This window comes from Xanthomonas axonopodis pv. maculifoliigardeniae (genome assembly GCF_041519315.1).
In the GTDB taxonomy this organism is placed as follows: domain Bacteria; phylum Pseudomonadota; class Gammaproteobacteria; order Xanthomonadales; family Xanthomonadaceae; genus Xanthomonas; species Xanthomonas euvesicatoria.
This window is the reverse complement of sequence record NZ_CP167998.1, coordinates 1,845,525-1,860,999: the sequence shown is the minus strand read 5'-3', so window position 1 is coordinate 1,860,999 and position 15,475 is coordinate 1,845,525. Positions and strand designations below refer to the sequence as shown.

The window sequence follows — 15,475 nt, the reverse complement described above, 5'->3', positions numbered from 1 at the left end:
GTTGCAGGCAGGAACGACGAGTGTCTCGGCGCATTGAGCAGCCCCACCAGCACCTGAACCGGCAGACGCAACGTCTTCAGTTCCACTGCTAGAGGTCGCTAACGAACACGTCGAGACACCACTTGAGCGGCAGCCGTTGCGCTGGCTCTTGCGCTGTCGCGTGCGTATTCGTCTCCCTGCCGTTGCCGGGACTCCCCCGCTCTTCCGCCAGTCGGAACACTGATCGAACCCTATGCATTTCTTCCCGAATCTGCGCATTGGACAGCGCCTGGCCCTGGGCTTTCTCGCGATCATCGTCTTGATGGTGATCCTGACCGTGGTGGGCATCCAACGCGTTCGCAGCATCGACCAGCAACTCACCGCCATCAATGAGGTCAACAGCGTCAAGCAACGCTACGCGATCAATTTCCGTGGCAGCGTCCACGACCGCGCAATTGCTCTGCGCGACGTCGTACTCATGGACGACCCCGCAGAGCGCCACGCCGCCGAACAATCGATCGACAAGCTCGCTGCCGATTACGCACGCGCTGCGCAACCGCTCGACGACATGATCGCCAGCTCGACCGATGCAAAAGAGAAAGACATTCTCCGGCAGATCAAATCCGTCGAGCAGCGCACCCTGCCGCTGATCGCGCAAGTGCGCGCGTTCCGCGATGCGGCCGACAAGGCGCAGGCAGAACAGCACCTGCTGCAGCAAGCGCGCCCGGCCTTCATTGCCTGGCTGGCCAGCATCAACGCCTTCATCGACCTGCAGGAAGCCAAGAACCGCCAAGCCGCCAGGCAGGCCGTTGCCACCGCGCGCGGCTTTGCGATGCTGATGGTGATGTCCACCGTCGTCGCCCTGCTGTTGGGCGCCACCATCGCGTTCCTGCTCACGCGCAGTGTGGTGCTGCCGCTGCGCCAGTCGCTGCGCCTGGCCCAGCGCATCAACGACGGCGATCTGCGCAGCCAGGACGCAGCAACCAGCAACGACGAATCCGGGCAACTGCTGCGCGCCATGCAGCAGATGCAGCGGCGCCTGCAGGAGGTGATCTGGGCGCAACGCAGCATGGCTGCGCGCCACGACGCCGGCGAAATCAGCTACCGCACCGACCCACAGGGTTTTCCCGGCGAATATGGCGACATGGTGCAAGACACCAACGCACTCGTACACGCCCACGTGCAGACCCAATTGCGCATGACCCAGGTCATGGGCAGCTACGCCATTGGCGATCTCACCCAGGACATCGAGCAGTATCCGGGCGAAAAATCCGCCATCACCGCCACCATGCAGCAGGTTAAGCGCAACCTGCAGGCCATCAACGCGCAGATCCAGGAACTGACCCAGGCCGCCTGCGCAGGCGACTTTGCACTCCGCGGCAAGGCGGAAACGTTCGAGCACGATTTTCGCCTGATGGTGGAAAACCTCAACACCATGATGGCCACCTCCGATACCAACCTGGCCAGCTTCTCCGGGCTGCTGCGCGCGATCGCCGATGGCGACCTCACCGTGCGCATGTCCGGCAACTTCCACGGCGTGTTCGCCTCCATGCGTGACGATGCCAACAGCACCGTGCACCGCCTCACCGACATCGTCACCCGCATCCAGACAACCTCCAACAGCATCAGCTTCGCCGCAGAAGATATCGCCAGCGGCAATCAGCAGCTGGCGCAGCGCAGCGAACAACAGGCCGCCAGCCTCGAAGAAACCGCTGCATCGATGGAAGAGCTGACCTCCACCGTCAAGCAGAATGCCGAACATGCCACCCGCGCCAACCAGCTCGCACGCGGCGCCGCCGCCATCGCCTCGGAAGGCCGCGACGTGGTCGGCCAGGTGATCGAACAGATGTCCGGCATCGAAGCCTCGTCCAGACGTATCGCCGACATCATTTCGGTCATCGACGGCATCGCCTTCCAGACCAATATCCTGGCCCTCAATGCCGCGGTGGAGGCCGCACGCGCCGGCGAACAGGGCCGCGGCTTCGCTGTTGTTGCATCGGAAGTGCGCACGCTCTCGCACCGTTCCTCGGATGCGGCAAAAGAAATCAAGCGGCTCATCGACGATTCCGTACAACGCGTCGCCGACGGCTCCACCCTCGTGCACACCGCCGGCACCACCATGGGCGAAATCGTCACCAGCGTCCAGCACGTCACCGACATCATGGCCCATATCTCCGCCGCCTCGCAGGAACAAGCCGGCGGTATCGAACAGGTCAATCACACCATCGCGCAGATGGACGAGACCACCCAACACAATGTGCGCCTGGTCGAAGCCGCCAGCACCGCCGCGCATGCGTTGGAACAGCACTCCGCGCAACTCACCCGCGCAGTGGAAGTCTTCAAGGTCAACGCAACGGTGCTGTGAGTCCGCGCGATAGCATTCGACGCACCAGCGACGGTCGCGGCGATCATCTGGGGCTCGACCTACCGCAAGCGCCTAACCGGCAGAAAACAGACCAACCTGTCGCGGCGGATAGATCAGATCGCGCCCAACCGGGCGCGCATCGGCATTCAACTGATGCGGCTGCACCGCGGTCTCGCCAAGAATGTGCAGCACCTGCCACCTCCGGTGCAGCAACAGATCCGCAATAAGGCGGCGATGGCATTGCCACCAGAGTGCTTCGGCGCACATCAGCGCCGTACGCCGCTCACGTGCCATGGCGGTCGCCTGCTCCAGCCCGGCGCCGAAGTCGGCGCTGGTCATATGGTCGGCATAGCCCTGAAACGCCGCGTTGCGCCACGCGCCATTGGGCGACCCGGGTTGCGCCTTGCGCCGTCCACCCAGCTCGGGCAGCCACAGATAGCGCACCGACGCCGCGTCCAGTGCATGCGCCATCGTGTCGCTGGCAAACCAAGGGTAGCGACGCGAGCCCGGAAAGCGCCGCACATCCACCACTGCCTTAATCCGATGCGCGCTCAACAACGCGACGAACGCCTCCCAGGTCCTGGTGGAATGACCGATTGTCCAGAGCATCCCGGCCGTATCGCCAGCGGCCTGCAGCCCAGGCGCGTCGGTGTTGATCAGGGGAGAGGTGTCATGCATCGCAGCAGCAGTTAGGCGGAGTGGCAATACAGCACTAGCACTGCCAGCGCCCACAGCAAGTGATGGGCACGCGACCTCTGCCCGCACGCGGATCTGGCTCATCGGCTTTTTAAGCGCGTGCAATTCCCGTAGCAAGGTGATGGCTGATCGCTCCAGATCGTCCTGAATGCGGTGGCAGCGGTGTGCCGGCAGCGCGACCATCTGCACTACACGGTCGACCGCGTCGCTGAGCGATCAGCCCGATGACACATTGATCGTCAGGGGACCATCGCGCTGAGTGCGGGACAGAAGATGAGACGGGCGGTGTGCGTTGGGGAAGCGTCACGGCGCGGAGCGATTTGCAGCGACGTGTGGCGGAGAGAGTGGGATTCGAACCCACGGAAGGTTTGACCCTTCGCCGGTTTTCAAGACCGGTGCCTTAAACCGCTCGGCCATCTCTCCGATGCTGCTGCACGTGACCGCCGAAGGCGCCGGATGTCACGCGGGCGACCCGCCTTGCGCGGGTGGCCCTGTCTATGGCCGCACGAACATCTGTGCGGCCGTTCTCCAAGGATCGCTCCCGGGCGCGCATTCTCGCATGCCCGGGCGCGTTTTGCTCAATGACACCACCGCCGTCAGCTGGCGCAGCGCGCCGCTCCCTTGATGGTACTCGGCCACTACCCCGCGTGGTCGGCGAAGATGCCTGAGCACACAGGCAACCTGCCGAACAGCTGCAGCGCACCGGCTGCGCAGCAGCTAGCGGACTGCCAACATACGTGCCGGCCAGCCTCGGCCGCCAACCCAGCCTTGGCCAGCTTTGTCACGGACGCTCAGCCCGCTTCGGCCACCACCAGGCGCGGCGCCGTGCCGGCGGCACGCTTGAGCTTCTCCGCCAGTTCGGCGCAGTTGCCGCCGCAATCCAGGCGCGAGCGTTCGATTTCCTGCGGCAGGTGTTCGGCCAGGAAGTCGATGAACACCCGCACTGCCGGCAGCAGGCCGCGACGCGAGGCGAACACGGCATGGCAGATGCCCTGCGGCAGCGACCAGTGCGGCAGCACCACTTCCAGCTCGCCGCTGCGCACCGCTTCGGCGCACACGGTTTCCGGCAGCATGGTGATGCCGAAGCCGTCGCGCGCCATCGACTGCAGCAGCGGGAAGTCGAAGCCGGCCAGGCGTGGCTGCAGATCGACGCGGCGCATTTCGCCGTTCGGGCCGTGCAGCTCCCAGCGCTGATGCGCTTCGTCTTCGCTGGTGCTCATGGTGGTGTGGTTGGCCAGCTCGCTGGGATCCTTGGGGCGACCGGCGCGATCCAGGTATTTGGGGCTGGCAACCAGCAGTTCCTGCACCTGGCCGAAGCTGCGCATCACCAGGCTGCCGTCGTCGTCCAGGCGCGAGCGCACGCGCAGCGCAATGTCGTAGCCCTCGTTGATGACATCGACGCGGCGATTGCTGATATTGAGCTGCAGCCGCACCTTGGGATACTTGGCCAAGAATTCCGGCAACAACTTGGGCAACTGGATCTGCGCAAGCGAAACAGGAACGCTCACACGTACAAGACCGCGCGGCTCGGCGCTGAGACGATCCACCACCTCGCGCGCGGCCTGGGCTTCGGCAAGCATGGTTTGCGCGTGCCGGTGCACGCTGGTGCCGACGTCGGTCACCGCGAAACGGCGCGTGGAGCGCTGCAACAGGCGCACACCCAGGTCGGTCTCGAGTTGGCTGATGCGCCGGCTCAGGCGCGATTTGGGGATGCCAAGCGCACGCTCGGCAGCGGCAAAGCCGCCGTGATCCACCACCATCGCAAAGTAATACAGGTCATTCAGGTCGTGCATGGCACAAGTATCCATGGATAGAACGATACGTGATATTTAACCACCTTTATTCCAACAGAGCAACGACCTAGGCTGCACACCTCCGCGGCGCTGCCGCTTGCCACAGGTCATCGTCATGAAACTGCTGCACCTCGATTCCAGCGCGCTAGGCGCCAATTCCGTCACGCGCGTGCTCAGCGCCGCCGTCGTGGAGCAGCAGCGCCGGCGCCATCCCGAGGTGGACGTGTCGTATCGCGACCTCGACCGCGACCCGATTCCGCATCTGACCGCGCAGACGCTGGCGCAGACCGACCCGGCAGAGGCCGCGGCCGCCGAAGCGGTGATGCAGCAGTTCCTGCAGGCCGATGTCATCGTGATTGGCGCACCGATGTACAACTTCGCCATCCCCTCCACGCTCAAGGCCTGGATCGATCGCATTGCAGTTGCCGGGCGCACCTTCCAGTACACCGCCAATGGTGCGGAAGGCCTGGCCGGCGGCAAGCGCGTCATCATCGCCAGCGCGCGTGGTGGCTTGTATGCCGATCCGACGAACGATTTTCAGGAGCCGTATCTGCGCCAGGTGTTGGGCTTCCTGGGCATCGACGACATCAGCTTCGTGCGCGCAGAGGGTGTGGCGTATTCGCCGCAGCATCGCGCCGATGCGCTGGCCTCGGCGCTGGCCGGGCTGGGTGAGGAAGAAGAGGCTGCTGTGAGCGCGTAAGCCTGCGGCGTGACGGGTTGACGCGTTGAAAGGTCGTCATGACTGCGAGTTGCCATAGCGAAAAACGGGACCACCGCTGGTCCCGTTTTCTTGTGTCGATTTCCAATAGCAAAGAAGCTCGCGCTCAAACGCCCTCGCACCATGTGCGCCAGACATCGCAGACTCCATTCGACACTCGCATGTGTGGAAGCTGCCAAGCGTAGCGAGCACGCGTCTGACAAGTGTCGATCTAACCGGGCAACCGCAGCGCCCGAAGCGATATGCGCACCGAACGCCGCCCGCGCCGCCTGGTTGTGAGCGCCGTCCTCCTGTTTACCCGCACTCAGCCGATCCGCTCGAGCCCGCCCATGTACGGACGCAGCACCTGCGGCACATCGATCGAGCCATCGGCGTTCTGGTAGTTCTCCATCACCGCAATCATCGCGCGGCCCACGGCAGTGCCGGAGCCGTTGAGCGTGTGCAGCAACTCCGGCTTGCCGCTGACCGGGTTGCGCCAGCGCGCCTGCATGCGCCGCGCCTGGAAATCGCCGCAATTGGAACAGGACGAAATTTCGCGATAGGTGTTCTGCGAAGGCAGCCATACCTCAAGATCGTAGGTCTTGATCGCGGAAAACCCCATGTCGCCGGTGCACAGCAGCACCTTGCGATACGGCAGGCCGAGTTGTTCCAGCACCACTTCGGCGCAGCGCGTCATGCGCTGATGCTCGGCGTCACTGTCTTCCGGCGCGCAGGCGGTCACCAGCTCCACCTTTTCGAACTGGTGCTGGCGGATCATGCCGCGCGTATCGCGGCCACCACTGCCGGCTTCGGCGCGGAAACACATCGAATGCGCGGTCATGCGCAATGGCAGGCGCTCGGCGTCGATGATCTCATCGCGCACGATATTGGTCAGCGGCACTTCGGAGGTGGGGATCAGGTAACGGCGCGACTCGCCCACTTCGGTCTGGAACAAATCGTCTTCGAATTTCGGCAGCTGACCGGTGCCGCGCATCGAATCGGCATTGACCAGCAGCGGCACGTTGGTTTCTTCGTAACCGTGCTCGCCCACATGCAGGTCCAGCATGAATTGCGCCAAGGCACGGTGCAGACGCGCGACCGGGCCACGCAGCACGGTGAACCGCGCGCCCGACAATTTGGCTGCCGTCTCGCCATCCAGCCAACCGTGCGGCGCACCCAGTTCCACATGGTCCTTGACGGCGAAATCGAATTGACGCGGCGTGCCCCAGCGCGATTGCTCCACGTTCTCGCTTTCGTCCTTGCCAAGCGGCACATCCTCGGCCGGCAGGTTGGGCAGGCCAAGCGCGATACCCTCGAGCTTGGCGCGAATCGCATCCAGCGCCTCTTCGGACGCCTTGAGTTCATCGCCGAACCCGGCCACTTCGGCCATCAGCGCGGCCACATCTTCGCCCTTGGCCTTGGCCTGCCCGATCGCCTTGGATTTGGAATTGCGCTGACTCTGCAGTTCCTGCGTGCGCACCTGGATACGCTTGCGCTCGCTCTCCAGCAACTCCAGTTCCGCAATGTTCAAATCGAAACTGCGCGTGCTGCGCAGGCGCTCGGCAAGGTCGGCGGGGTGTTGGCGAAGCAGGGCCGGATCTAGCATCGGAATAGGTGCGTCAGTGGAATAGCGCGAGATTATCGCCTGTTCCGGCACCTGCTGCGATCGATTCACTACGGCTATGCCAGAATTGCGACGATTCTTCAGGTGAGCCCTATGCCCGCGCCCCGTCCTGCGTCCGATCGCCATATCGTTCTGCGTCTGCCCCGCCACACGCTGAAAATCGCCGGCATCGCCTTCGCTGCCGGCCTGCTGTTGTTCCTGCTGGTCTGGGCCACCGGCCGCAAGGACGACTTCTATAAAGCCTCGCCGGCGCAGCCGACCGCAGGCGCGCAGACCGACGACACCATTGCGCCGCTGCCGGCGCCGTTGCCCGCCCAGGACGGTGCCAGCGACATGCCGCAGGCCAAGCCGCCGGCCGAAACCCCCACCCTGGTGGACACCGCGCCACCCGCCCCGCCCGCGCCGACGCCGCTGCCGGAAAATGCGGCACCCGGCGCGCCAGGTCCCGCTGGCAGCGCCGCGCCGGTCAACGCACCGGTCGCTGGCGGCGATCGCCCGGTACCGATCCAGGGCCAGATGCCGCCGCCCCGCTACCCGTCGGCTGCGCTGCGTCGCGGCGATGCTGGCGATGTGGTGGTGCGGGTCGACGTGGATGCCGCCGGCAATCCCGGTGGCGTGACCCTGGTGCAGCGCAGCGGCTCGCGCGACCTGGACCGTGCGGCCATGGAAGCGGTGCGGCACTGGCGCTTCCACCCGGCGCAGCGCAATGGCCAGCCGGTGGCCGGCAGCATGGACATCCCGTTCGAGTTCAAGCCTGCGCAGTAAGTACAGCTAACCCTTCGCGCGTGTTGCTTGTCACTGCCTTGCCGATGTGGGGGCGCGACGGGGCAGGCCTTGGCTGACGCCACGCAGCCACAAACAGCATGCAGTTTTAACCGGGCCGCAATGTCAGCTTGACTAAGCTGAACTTTCAGCAAGCTCGAGCGCTTCATTCGCCGTCCGCCTTAGCTGCCCCTCAGGTAGCGCCAACCAGACTGGTCTCGTCATCCTCAGATGCGCCAGGAGGTCGGCCATGTCCGTCACTTCAAATCCTTCATCCGCTCACCCGTCGTCGCTGCCGCAGCACGGCAGGCGCTCGATGGAGCGGCAGCAGAACGCAGCGAGCGACGGCGCTTCGCCCTGGATGTGGGCAACGCTGGTGGCGCTGCTCATTGTGGTACCCAGCTGGTGGTGGGCTCGCCACAGCGACGAGTCACTGGCGACCGATACGCGGCCGCTGCCGGCAGCGAGTCGGCAGATCCTGCCGACGACCGATGGCCCGCGTGCGATGACGATGGTGGCGCACCAGCCTGCTCGCCCAGCGGTCAGCAGCGTGGAAGCCAAGCCGCTGCCTGGCAATGCCATGCCGAGCTACCCGGCCGCCGTGGCACGTGCCGGCATCCAGGGCAGCCGCACTGCACGTTTGCAGCTGGATGTGCAGGGCCGGGTGAGCGATGTCACCATCGTCGACCGGAGCGGAAGTGACGACCCTCGGCTGGATGCAGTGGTGATGGAGAGCTTGCGCCGGTGGCGCTTCGAGCCCGCCACGCTCGATGGCCATGCGGTGGTGAGCAGCGTGCAGGTGCCGGTGGAGTTCACCGCGCAGCGTTGAGGATTTGCTCAGCGCTGCGGCGCTTGACGGACGGCAACGCTCGCGATGTCGCGGCGCGTCGCCCGGCTCCTGACTCGCAAAAAGACATGGTCTTTCCGGACCCGGCGAGATCCAGGCCATCCGGCAACGGAAAACGCGTCACCGATGCCCGGCGATTTCCAGCCCGAATCCGGCGCCCTGCGCCAGCGTGTCGAACCCCGGGAACGAGGTCGCCACATTCGCCACATCGTTCACCTGCACCTGACCTGTAGACAGCTGGCCGGCGATGGCGAACGCCATGGCAATGCGATGGTCGCCATGACTTTCGATCACGCCGCTGCCGATGCTGCCCCCGTGGATGGTGGCGCCATCCGGTGTTTCGTCAACCTGCACGCCAAGCGTGCGCAGGCCGGTGGCCATCGCCGCCAGCCGATCGGACTCTTTGACCCGCAGTTCGGCGGCGCCGGTCACCACGGTCTGCCCGCTTGCGGCAGCCGCGGCCACGAACAAGGCCGGGAACTCGTCGATCATGTCCGGCACCAGCGCTTCGGGGATCTGCGCACCGCGCAATGGCGCGTAACGCACGCGCAGATCGGCGACTGGCTCGCCGCCGTGTTCGGCGTGGTTTTCTTCGCCAATATCCGCGCCCATCAGGCGCAACGCGGCCAGCAGCCCGGTGCGGCGTGGATTCAATCCGACCGCGCGCAGCACCACCTCCGAGCCGGGAACGATGCTGGCAGCGACGATGAAGAACGCAGCCGACGAAAAATCCGCAGGTACCGCGATATCGGTCGCGCGCAGACGCTGCCCACCGCGCAGACGGGCCTTACCAGGCGAAAAATCGATCTCCACGCCGAACGCCGACAGCATGCGCTCGGTGTAGTCGCGGGTGGGATGCGGCTCGGTCACCGAGGTCTCGCCCTGCGCATAGAGACCGGCCAGCAAGACCGCTGACTTGACCTGCGCGCTGGCAACCGGCGAGACGAAATCGATGCCGTGCAGTGCCTGCCCACCGTGCACGTGCAGTGGCGGCGTGCCATCGTCCTGCGTTTCGATCCGCGCGCCCATCTGCGCCAGCGGGCCGGTCACGCGCCGCATCGGCCGCTTGGATAACGACTCGTCTCCCACCAGCACGCTGTCGAAGCGCTGCGCCGCCAACAGGCCGGCCAGCAGACGCATCCCGGTGCCGGCATTGCCGCAATCCAGCGCCTCGGCCGGCGGCTGCAGACCATCCACACCCACACCGTGCACGATGCGCTGCGACGCCGACGGCGTTTCGATGCGCACGCCCAGCTTGGCGAAAATGGCAGCGGTCGAACGCGTGTCTTCGCCTTCGAGAAACCCATCGATCTGCGAAACGCCGTCGGCGAGCGCGGCGAACATGACCGCGCGGTGCGAAACCGATTTATCGCCAGGAATGGCCAGGCTGCCCTGCAGTGCGGTGCCGCGACGGGCAATCCAGTGGTGCGTGCTGCTGCTCATGCATGTGGTCCGATGGCTGCGGCATCGCCAATGCTGACGATGCGCTTTGAAGAAGGTTGCGGCGCTGCCGTCGATACAAGGTCGCGGCGCTCCGGCATGGATTGTCGTATCGAGCTTCGATGCTCAGGGAATGGCCACCGGATACGAACCCAGCACCTTGATCTGTGCCGAGTGCGCTTTCAGTTCGGCCAGCGCCTGCTTCATCGCATCGTCTTCGACATGGCCGATCAGATCGATGAAGAAGCCGTATTCCCACTTGGCCTGATGCGAGGGCCGCGATTCGATGCGATTCATGCTGATGCCGTGGCGTGCGAACGGGCTCAGCACGTCGAACAACGCACCTGGCTTGTCGTGGATGAACACCAGCACCGACGTGCGGTCGTGCCCGGACGAAGGAAAGATCTGCCGCCCGATCACCAAAAAGCGCGTGGTGTTGTCGTCGTCGTCCTCGATCGACTTCATGATGACCTTCTTCAAGCCATACACGTGCGCTGCGCTTTCGCCGCCGATGGCCGCGGCATCTTCAGCATTGCGTGCGCGGCGTGCGCCTTCGGCGTTGCTGGACACCGCGATCTTTTCCACCTTGGGCAGATGCGAGCGCAACCAACCTGCGGTCTGCGCGAACGATTGCGAATGCGCGTAGATGCGTTCGATATCTTCCAGCCGGCCGTTGCGCGAAAGCAGGTACTGATGCACGCGCAGCTCGACTTCGCCGCAGATTTTCAGGTTGGAGGTCAGGAACATGTCCAGGGTGACCTGGATGGTGCCCTGCCCCGAATTTTCCACCGGCACCACGCCGAAATCGGCGTTGCCGGCTTCCACTTCCTGGAACACTTCTTCGATGGTCGCCATCGGCAACCCCACCGCCGAGCGGCCGAAATGCTTGAGTACCGCCTGCTGGCTGAAGGTGCCTTCCGGGCCGAGGTAACCGATCTTCAGCGGCTCCTGCTGGGCCAGGCACGCCGACATGATTTCGCGGTAGACGTGCACCAGCACTTCGTCGCTGAGCGGGCCTTCGTTGCGGTCCACCACCATGCGCAGCACCTGCGCCTCGCGCTCGGGACGGTAGTAATCCACCGCTGCCGCAAGCTTGCCCTTGGCCTTGCCGACCTGATGCGCAAAGTTGGCGCGCTCGGCAATCAGCGCCTGGATGTTGCGGTCGATCTCGTCGATCTTGGCACGCACATCGGCCAGCACCGGCGCGGCGGTCTTGATCGCGGCCTTTTCAGCCGGCGTGTTTGCAGGTTTGCTGTCTGAAGCACGCACCGATGTCTTGGTCGGCTTTTTCTTGCCGCCTGTGGCGGCCGTGGGCTTGTCGGACTTGGGGGCCATCGCTGGGCATTCCTAAAAAATGGCGACGCATGTGCGCTGTCAGCGCATGCGCCTGCGCGGCAGACGCCGCGGGTAGATGAAGACTCAGCCGTGACGCTGCTGGAAGTCGTGCATGAACGCGGCCAGCGCTTGCGCGCCGGCCACCGGCATCGCGTTGTACAGCGACGCCCGAATGCCACCGACTGCCTTGTGCCCCTTCAACGCGAGCAGCCCGGCTGCCTTGGATTCGCTGACGAACAGCGCATCCAGCTGCTCGTCCGGCAGAAAGAACGGGATGTTCATGCGCGAACGCACTGCCGGTTTGATCAGGTTGCGATAGAAGCCGCCGGAGCCATCGATGGCGCCATACACCAGCGCGGCCTTCTCGGCATTGCGGCGCGCAAACTCCTGCACCCCGCCCTGTTCCAGCATCCACTTCACGGTCAGCCCGAGCACGTACCAGTTCCAGGTCGGCGGCGTGTTGAGCATCGAATCGCGCGCGGCATGCGAGGCGTAATTGAAGATGTCCGCACGCGGTTGCCCGGCGCGCTCCAGCAGATCGCGCCGCACGATCACCACCGAAATGCCCACCGGGCCAAGATTCTTCTGTGCGCCGGCGTAGATCAGGCCGTAGCGCGAGATATCCAGCGGCTCGGAGGCGATCGACGAACTGAAGTCGGCAAACAACGGCAACGTGCCCACGTCCGGCGTGTCGCGAAATTCGACGCCATGGATGGTTTCGTTGGCGGTGATGTGCACGTAGGCCGAATGCGGCGACAAGGTCCAGCTGGCCGCCGGGGGAATGTCGACAAAGCCATCGGCCTGCGCGTCGGCGGCGATGCGCGCATCCACAGACATGGCCGCCTGCTTGATCGCGGTCTTGCCCCAATGCCCGGTGATCACGTAGTCGGCCGCCTGGCCGGGCGCGGCAAAGTTCAGCGGCAGCAGCGCCTGGATGGTGGTGGCGCCACCGGCGGTGAACAGCACCGCATAGTCGTCGGGAATCGACAACAAACTGCGCAGATCGGCTTCGGCGGCAGCGGCCACCGCCATGAAATCGGCGCTGCGGTGGCTGATTTCCACGATCGAGGCGCCGACGCCGTTCCACTCGACCATCTCTGCCTGCGCCTGCCGCAGGACCGATTCCGGCAATGTCGCAGGGCCGGCACTGAAATTGAACGCGCGTGTCATGGCACACCTTGGTCGAGCTAGCCTTCTAGTATGCCGCAGCGCATCGGGCTTGGCAGCGGACAAAAAAGTTGCAGCTGCATCCTTTTGACTGAGCCTGACGTAACGTAGGCATGTGCCCAGGCGAACTTTTGTCTTGGTTCGTTACTCTCACGCTGCAGCCACTGCCGGAGCCTGCCATGTCGTTTCGCGATGCTTTCAACTTGCCGTCCAGCGAGATCACCGATGAGGCCGTTTACCGCGACCGCCGCCGGCTGCTGCAGTTATTTGCGTTGACCCCCGCGCTGGGCGTGGCCGGATGTGCCGAAGCCGACCCGCCCCCGCCTCCCAAGACCGTGGTGACGCCGGCGCAGGCGCGCAGCGGATTTCGCACGGCCGAGGAACTGACCCGGCTGGAAGACGTCACCAGCTACAACAACTTCTACGAGTTCGGGACCGACAAGACCGATCCGTCCAAGGCGGCCAAGACCCTGAAGCTGTCGCCTTGGACGGTGAAGGTGGGCGGCGAATGCGAGAAGCCCGGCAGCCTGTCGCTGGATGAGCTGCTCAAGGGCATCGCGCCGGAAGAACGCATCTACCGGCTGCGCTGCGTGGAAGGCTGGTCGATGGTGATCCCGTGGACGGGCGTGCCGCTGGGCGAGGTACTCAAGCGCTTCGCGCCGACCTCCAAGGCCAAGTACGTGGCATTCACCACCCTGGCCGACCCGCAGCAGATGCCGGGCGTACGCTACCGCTCGATCAACTGGCCGTACCGCGAAGGCTTGCGCATCGACGAGGCGATGCATCCGCTGACCCTGCTGGCCACCGGCCTGTACGGCAAGCCGCTGCCGCAGCAGAACGGCGCGCCGTTGCGCCTGGTGGTGCCGTGGAAGTACGGCTTCAAGAGCATCAAATCGATCGTGGAAATCCGTTTCGTCGAAAAAATGCCCGAGACCGCGTGGCACGATCTGCAACCGTCCGAATACGGCTTCTTTTCCAACGTCAACCCGGCAGTGGACCACCCGCGCTGGAGCCAGAAGACCGAACGCCGCATCGCCGGCACCGCCAGCAAGCTGTTTGCCGAGCGCATCGCCACAAAGCCCTTCAACGGATATGCCGATCAGGTCGCTTCGCTGTATGCAGGCATGGATCTGAAAAAGTGGTTCTAGGCAACACACAATCTGGCATCGACCCGGCGTAGGAGCGCACCCGGGCGCGACGGGCATGACCACCAAAGCCAGTCGCGCCCGGGTGCGCTCCTACGCTTCAGCATCGTTTCCTTCTTCGAGATCGCATGGCCAAGACATCCACTTCCGTGATTGCTGCCAAGACGCTGGTGCATGCCGCCGCGCTGGCGCCGATCGCCCTGCTCGGCTGGCAATTCTGGCAGGTGTGGCAAGGCGGCAGCGACGCGCTGGGCGCCGACCCGGTGGCCGAGATCGAACACCGCACCGGGCTGTGGGCGCTGCGTTTCTTGCTGATCACCCTGGCGATCACGCCGTTGCGCCAACTCACCGGGCAGGCCGTGGTGATCCGCTTCCGCCGCATGCTGGGCCTGTACGCGTTCTTCTACGCCAGCGTGCATCTGGCGGCTTACCTCACGCTGGACCTGCGCGGCTTCTGGACGCAGATTTTCGAGGAGATCCTCAAACGCCCGTACATCACGGTGGGGTTTGCGGCGTGGTTGTTGCTGATGCCGCTGGCGATCACCTCCACCCAGGGGTGGATGCGTCGGCTCAAGCGCAACTGGGGCCGCCTGCACACGCTGATCTATCCGATCGGCCTGCTGGCGGTGCTGCATTTCTGGTGGCTGGTGAAATCCGATATCCGCGAGCCGGCCCTGTACGCCGGCATTCTTGCGGTATTGCTGAGCTGGCGCGTCTGGAAGAAACTCAGCGCGCGCCGAACCATAGCAAGGCGCTCAACGCCGCCGCCAGCAACACCGCGCTAAGCAGCAACCAGGGCCAGCGGGCCACCTTCACCGGTGCGCGCGTCGGCTCTGCAACCGCACGCGGCGGCGGCGGGGGTTCGGTATCGGGCAGATCCCAGGTGGTGCCGTGGTGCGTCCTCGGCACTTCCACCACGAAACGGTGGCGCGCATCGAAGACGACCTGGTCGCCAGCCTGCAGCCAGCCGTCGCGCACCTGGACGCCATTGATCCAGCTCCCCTCTTCCGAACCCAGATCGCGGATCAGCACACGGTCGCCGTGTCGTTCCAGACGGGCGTGCTGCGCCGCAAATGCCGGGTCGTCGATGACGATATCGGCGGCGGCATCGCTGCCGACCAGACGCGCGCGATCCAGGGTGAAACTGCGACCGTGATGGCGCCCGCCGATGCCGCGCAACAACAGGCAGACCTCGCCGAGGTTGGCCGTGTCGTCGTGGATATCGTTGGCCGGCGCACTGGACGGGGCACTGCGCAGCAGCATTTCCACGCCATCGGCATAGATCGCATCGCCCGCCCGTAGCAGCGCCATGCGACGCACGGGGCGCCCATTGACGTGGATACCGCGAATGCCGCTGGCTACCTGCAGCCACAGGCCGCGTTGGTCCAGGCAGAACTGCGCCAACAGCAACGCGCCCTGCGCATCGCCGACCACCCGCACGCTGCCGGAGGCATGACGGACGATCCGGTGGACGCCGGGCTTGAGGGAATGATCCGGCTGCTGCCGGTGGGTGAAATGAACTTGCAGGTCGCGCACCCGCCGCAGCCTAGCAGGTTTGCCCCCATGCGCGGCCATCGGTGGTGATCGGAGCCGTGCTGGATCGCTGCCGCGGGCGCGCCAGGATC

Annotated in this window: 13 protein-coding genes and 1 tRNA gene; 6 read left to right on the top strand and 8 right to left on the bottom strand. The window is 64.9% G+C overall.

All coding sequences use genetic code 11. The features are described from left to right. The first annotated feature begins 232 nt into the window (after positions 1–232). Positions 233–2,344 carry a methyl-accepting chemotaxis protein gene (locus ACDH77_RS08190; RefSeq protein WP_029819170.1) on the top strand — a complete coding sequence of 704 codons (2,112 nt, stop codon included), beginning with the start codon at positions 233–235 and terminating at the stop codon, positions 2,342–2,344. A gap of 72 nt (positions 2,345–2,416) precedes the next feature. Here ACDH77_RS08190 and ACDH77_RS08185 read toward each other — a convergent pair whose 3' ends face one another. The 3 genes from ACDH77_RS08185 to ACDH77_RS08175 all read right to left on the bottom strand — a co-directional run bounded on the left by ACDH77_RS08185 (position 2,417) and on the right by ACDH77_RS08175 (position 4,848). After that, positions 2,417–3,022, bottom strand: a complete 606-nt coding sequence (locus tag ACDH77_RS08185) for a DUF488 family protein (RefSeq protein WP_014089929.1) — start codon at positions 3,020–3,022, stop codon at positions 2,417–2,419. A 351-nt stretch (positions 3,023–3,373) separates the two neighbouring features. Continuing rightward, positions 3,374–3,463: transfer RNA gene (locus ACDH77_RS08180), tRNA-Ser, on the bottom strand. Positions 3,464–3,831: 368 nt separating this feature from the next. Beyond that, positions 3,832–4,848: a LysR family transcriptional regulator gene (locus ACDH77_RS08175; protein WP_003485786.1), complete on the bottom strand. Its 1,017-nt coding sequence runs from the start codon at positions 4,846–4,848 to the stop codon at positions 3,832–3,834. A gap of 100 nt (positions 4,849–4,948) precedes the next feature. On the opposite strand from ACDH77_RS08175, the gene ACDH77_RS08170 reads away from it, so the two are divergent. Next, on the top strand, positions 4,949–5,533 hold the full coding sequence (locus tag ACDH77_RS08170) for an FMN-dependent NADH-azoreductase (RefSeq protein WP_109290681.1): 585 nt from the start codon (positions 4,949–4,951) through the stop codon (positions 5,531–5,533). Between the two features lie 322 nt (positions 5,534–5,855). Here ACDH77_RS08170 and serS read toward each other — a convergent pair whose 3' ends face one another. Continuing rightward, a complete protein-coding gene (serS, locus tag ACDH77_RS08165; RefSeq protein WP_008574929.1) occupies positions 5,856–7,136 on the bottom strand; it encodes a serine--tRNA ligase in 1,281 nt (426 codons plus the stop codon). A gap of 111 nt (positions 7,137–7,247) precedes the next feature. Here serS and ACDH77_RS08160 point away from each other — a divergent pair, with 111 nt between their 5' ends. Together ACDH77_RS08160 and ACDH77_RS08155 are read left to right on the top strand one after the other, a co-directional pair. Then, the gene (locus ACDH77_RS08160) at positions 7,248–7,919 is read left to right on the top strand and encodes an energy transducer TonB (RefSeq protein ID WP_181388241.1); all 672 of its coding nucleotides are present in this window, start codon (positions 7,248–7,250) and stop codon (positions 7,917–7,919) included. 358 nt (positions 7,920–8,277) lie between these two features. After that, positions 8,278–8,745 (top strand): energy transducer TonB, encoded by a 468-nt coding sequence (locus ACDH77_RS08155; RefSeq protein WP_372353896.1) that lies wholly within the window; start codon positions 8,278–8,280, stop codon positions 8,743–8,745. Between the two features lie 138 nt (positions 8,746–8,883). Here the strand turns inward: ACDH77_RS08155 and aroA are convergent, their stop codons facing one another. From aroA to serC, 3 genes are all read right to left on the bottom strand, one after another. Then, the gene (gene aroA, locus ACDH77_RS08150) at positions 8,884–10,206 is read right to left on the bottom strand and encodes a 3-phosphoshikimate 1-carboxyvinyltransferase (protein WP_031422083.1); all 1,323 of its coding nucleotides are present in this window, start codon (positions 10,204–10,206) and stop codon (positions 8,884–8,886) included. A 123-nt stretch (positions 10,207–10,329) separates the two neighbouring features. Continuing rightward, complete coding sequence (gene pheA / locus ACDH77_RS08145) at positions 10,330–11,538, bottom strand: prephenate dehydratase (RefSeq protein ID WP_029819167.1); 1,209 nt, start codon at positions 11,536–11,538, stop codon at positions 10,330–10,332. Positions 11,539–11,622: 84 nt separating this feature from the next. Continuing rightward, a complete protein-coding gene (gene serC / locus ACDH77_RS08140; protein WP_029819166.1) occupies positions 11,623–12,708 on the bottom strand; it encodes a 3-phosphoserine/phosphohydroxythreonine transaminase in 1,086 nt (361 codons plus the stop codon). Positions 12,709–12,884: 176 nt separating this feature from the next. Here serC and msrP point away from each other — a divergent pair, with 176 nt between their 5' ends. Together msrP and msrQ are read left to right on the top strand one after the other, a co-directional pair. Beyond that, positions 12,885–13,853, top strand: coding sequence for a protein-methionine-sulfoxide reductase catalytic subunit MsrP (gene msrP / locus ACDH77_RS08135; RefSeq protein ID WP_008576241.1), 969 nt, complete (start codon positions 12,885–12,887; stop codon positions 13,851–13,853). Positions 13,854–13,978: 125 nt separating this feature from the next. Next, entirely contained in the window at positions 13,979–14,635 is a 657-nt protein-coding gene (gene msrQ, locus ACDH77_RS08130; RefSeq protein ID WP_008576242.1) for a protein-methionine-sulfoxide reductase heme-binding subunit MsrQ, read from the top strand. On the opposite strand, the gene ACDH77_RS08125 is transcribed toward msrQ, so the two are convergent. After that, a complete protein-coding gene (locus tag ACDH77_RS08125; protein ID WP_014089873.1) occupies positions 14,577–15,386 on the bottom strand; it encodes an FHA domain-containing protein in 810 nt (269 codons plus the stop codon). The two genes, msrQ and ACDH77_RS08125, sit on opposite strands and share 59 nt — an antisense overlap. Positions 15,387–15,475: the final 89 nt, after the last annotated feature.

Coding starts and splice junctions, on each gene's coding strand:
- ACDH77_RS08190 (WP_029819170.1), top strand. CDS start 233: ATGCATTTCTTCCCGAATCTGCGCATTGGACAGCGCCTGGCCCTGGGC.
- ACDH77_RS08185 (WP_014089929.1), bottom strand. CDS start 3,022: ATGCATGACACCTCTCCCCTGATCAACACCGACGCGCCTGGGCTGCAG.
- ACDH77_RS08175 (WP_003485786.1), bottom strand. CDS start 4,848: ATGGATACTTGTGCCATGCACGACCTGAATGACCTGTATTACTTTGCG.
- ACDH77_RS08170 (WP_109290681.1), top strand. CDS start 4,949: ATGAAACTGCTGCACCTCGATTCCAGCGCGCTAGGCGCCAATTCCGTC.
- serS (WP_008574929.1), bottom strand. CDS start 7,136: ATGCTAGATCCGGCCCTGCTTCGCCAACACCCCGCCGACCTTGCCGAG.
- ACDH77_RS08160 (WP_181388241.1), top strand. CDS start 7,248: ATGCCCGCGCCCCGTCCTGCGTCCGATCGCCATATCGTTCTGCGTCTG.
- ACDH77_RS08155 (WP_372353896.1), top strand. CDS start 8,278: ATGTGGGCAACGCTGGTGGCGCTGCTCATTGTGGTACCCAGCTGGTGG.
- aroA (WP_031422083.1), bottom strand. CDS start 10,206: ATGAGCAGCAGCACGCACCACTGGATTGCCCGTCGCGGCACCGCACTG.
- pheA (WP_029819167.1), bottom strand. CDS start 11,538: ATGGCCCCCAAGTCCGACAAGCCCACGGCCGCCACAGGCGGCAAGAAA.
- serC (WP_029819166.1), bottom strand. CDS start 12,708: ATGACACGCGCGTTCAATTTCAGTGCCGGCCCTGCGACATTGCCGGAA.
- msrP (WP_008576241.1), top strand. CDS start 12,885: ATGTCGTTTCGCGATGCTTTCAACTTGCCGTCCAGCGAGATCACCGAT.
- msrQ (WP_008576242.1), top strand. CDS start 13,979: ATGGCCAAGACATCCACTTCCGTGATTGCTGCCAAGACGCTGGTGCAT.